Origin of the sequence: Intestinimonas sp., assembly GCF_026169115.1 — a bacterium.
In the GTDB taxonomy this organism is placed as follows: Bacteria; Bacillota; Clostridia; order Oscillospirales; family Oscillospiraceae; genus Intestinimonas.
The window spans coordinates 1-3,007 of sequence record NZ_JAPFEA010000110.1 but is presented as its reverse complement, the minus strand read 5'-3'; the positions used below and the strand labels follow the sequence as shown (position 1 = coordinate 3,007).

The 3,007-nt window shown below is 48.8% G+C and carries 3 protein-coding genes; all 3 read left to right on the top strand.

Annotation, left to right across the window (positions count from 1 at the left end):
- Nucleotides 1-721 precede the first annotated feature (721 nt).
- Nucleotides 722-1,507: a ParA family protein gene (locus Q0Y09_RS09755; protein WP_297720878.1), complete on the top strand. Its 786-nt coding sequence runs from the start codon at nt 722-724 to the stop codon at nt 1,505-1,507.
- On the top strand, nt 1,497-2,501 hold the full coding sequence (locus tag Q0Y09_RS09750; RefSeq protein ID WP_297720875.1) for a ParB N-terminal domain-containing protein: 1,005 nt from the start codon (nt 1,497-1,499) through the stop codon (nt 2,499-2,501). The genes Q0Y09_RS09755 and Q0Y09_RS09750 overlap by 11 nt, the downstream gene beginning before the upstream one ends.
- Nucleotides 2,502-2,584: 83 nt before the next feature.
- Nucleotides 2,585-3,007: hypothetical protein (locus Q0Y09_RS09745; protein ID WP_297720873.1), on the top strand; the 423-nt coding region annotated here is incomplete at its 3' end.

Genomic DNA, 3,007 nt, shown 5'->3' with positions numbered 1-3,007 from the left:
GCATCATAGTAACCTTTCTGATTTTCTTTAAGTACCACAAAAAGTAGAACACCTATAAATGCTACTACTGGCAATACAATAATTATCATCTTTTTCGTCATGACTACTTGCTCCCGCAGTTAGATTTATTATATGCTCTTACAGAAAGTATACAATGGAAAGGCCAACAAAACAAGGACAGGACTTTTGCTCCCTGCCCCTGTTTGTCAGATAACATTCTCAATAAAATGATAGAGCCGAACACACTACCCAGTGACCGGATTCGAACCGCCGGGATGGCCGCCCTTGCGGGGACCATCCGGCGGCGGGTTTTACGGCTCCGCCGCCGCAAGAAGATGCCTGTCCCCAGGACACATTGAAAAAAGTAAAGAGCACTTGCTTTTACAAGCAAGTGCTCTTTGGTCCGAGTGACTGGATTCGAACCAGCGGCCTCTTGAACCCCATTTACAGCACAGACGTGTTAGTAAGCCCATTCCATTACCGTATTGACACCCTGCTACCCATTGATTTTACTGGGGAAAAGGGCAACCGTCAAGGTTCTGGAAGGAAATCCCTTCTGGTTGTAGGACAACCGGATTTTGCGAAAAAATCGAGAAATGTTAGAAACCTGTTAGACTTGCCGCCATTACACGCGGGCCCAGCGCCCATCTCGAATAAGCCTGAAGCTATCGTACACCGCCAGGTGGACGGTGCTGTATGATTGTGAAAAGGGGTGCTTTCTGTGGCGAAAGTTATCGCTGTTTATAATAAGAAGGGCGGCTGTGGAAAAACGACTACAGCCACTACACTGGCCTATCTGTTGGCCCGGCGCGGCAAACATACCGCCCTGATCGACTTAGATAGCCAGGGAGATTCCTCCCTGGCCTACGGAGTGCCAAATCCGGATAAGCTCCAAACTACCATCCTGTCTCTCGTGAAGCAGGTCATCACTGGAGAACCGCTTCCGAGTCCATCCAGCTATATGTATTCCTACCACGGCGTAGACCTGGTGCCCTCCAATGAGGAAATTTCTACTCTGGAGCGCAATTTGAGTAACGTAGATTTCCGTGAATATATCTTAAAAGAGTATATCAGCCAGATCTCACCGAGCTATGATTACATCATCATTGACTGTATGCCGAACTTTGATACCAGCATGCTGAACGTCATGGTGTGTGCCGACAGCGTTGTAATCCCGACCCAGGCTGAGTACTACTCTGCTATTGGCAGCATGAAATTTATCCGGAATTTCCAGCAAATTCGCCAACATGCAAATCCAAAGCTGGAGATTGCCGGAATCCTGATTACTATGAATCAGGGAAATACCAACCTTTCCACTCAGATCACCCAGGAACTGGAGCGGACAATCGGGAATCAAATCCGCATTTTTAACACGCGGATTCCACGCTCCGTTAAGGTGGCGGAGGCCAGCGGCTATCAGCAGACGATTTGTGAATACCGACCCAAAAATCCTGCGGCTGTCGCATACGAAGATTTTTTGAAGGAGCTGATGGGAGATGCGGGTTAAGGATGGCCAGCCTAAAATCCAGTTTCAGACCTTTGCGGATATGATCAATTTCCCTGTCAAGCCCGGAGAACAGCCTGAAACCAGCGCCTCCATCACGGAGAGCCTTCCACTGGATCTTTTGGAGGGGTATCCAAATCATGAGGAACACTTCCCCCTCTATACCGGGGCTCGCTTGTCCGGTATGATCTCCAGCATCCAAAAGCATGGTGTGCAAACGCCTATTCTAGTCTGGAAAACATCAGATGGTCGGCACGTCATCATCAGCGGACATAACCGGGTCAACGCGTCAAAGCTCGCTGGGCTCACCACAGTCTCCGCGGTCATCCGCACGGACCTGACGCCCAAGATGGCGGAAGACCTGTTCTTTGAAATGAATTTTCAGCAGAGATCGTTGTCCGATTTGCGTTTTTCTCAGCGAGTGCTGTGTGTCGCGGCCCACTACAATGTTATGAAGCAGCAGGGCCGGCGGACGGATCTCCTCATGGCAAGAGCGGAGGACGATGGCGCAACTTCTCCTGACAGTCAGGAGAAGTTGCACACGGATGCCAAGGTTGCAGAAGAGTACGAACTGACTAGAGATAAAATCTCCAGGTATTGCCGTCTTGCCACCCTGTACCGTCCACTACTCCTTTTGCTGGATGAGAGCAAAAAGATTGGGCAGCTGGCTGCCTATGAAATCAGCTTTATTGAGAACTCCACCCTGCAAGCCTGCATCCACTACACAATTTCCCAGCATGGCGCAACCGTGTCCAAAGGTAAGGCCAAACTGCTCCGGGAAGAGTTTGAACATGGGAAACTGGATCAACAGCGCATTTTAGAACTTCTGACCTGTGAGAAGCCGGCGAAGCCGGATCGGGACCGGCTGTCCGTCCGGCTTCCCAGAAGCTGTGGGAAGTATTTTTCGGAAGGCGCATCTCAAAAAGAAATCTCTGAAGTTGTAGAAAAAGCTCTTGATTTTTACTTTCAGTCAGAAAAAAACACATCATCTGCATAAAAAGCTAGGGCATGATGGCCTAACCCGCCATCAGCCCTTTCTTTTTGCCCATTTCACAATTTACAACGAGAGGATGGATCAAAATGACAGTAGCAGAAACACCCTCCACTTCCCTTCCCATGAATGGTCCACTGCTCAGCAGGCTTTATCAGATGGGGATCGTCAAAAGAGATGGGGAAATCAACATAGAGAATATGCGCCTATTCACAAGGATCTATGCAGCACAGTTCTACTACAATCTGTGTGACAGCTATACAAAATCGACTGTTGGGGCTGTGCTGGCCTCTTTTGATGAACTGTTGGGACGAAAGGACTATAAGGGTATCTATCTTTTTCTGTCGTTGCAGTATGACCAGCTTAGAAAGACCCTGCCAGACCCCGTTTGGTGGCTGATGGGCTCACCGAAAGCATTAAAGATATTCTCAATCGGTTTTGTAGAATCGCTGACCGAAGTATTTCGTGAGGAGGAAAGTACAGTTTACAAGGGACTACACAGGGTAGGTATC

What these genes read in the sequence shown, in the direction of transcription:
- Q0Y09_RS09750 (WP_297720875.1), top strand. Translation starts at nt 1,497, where the DNA reads ATGCGGGTTAAGGATGGCCAGCCTAAAATCCAGTTTCAGACCTTTGCG.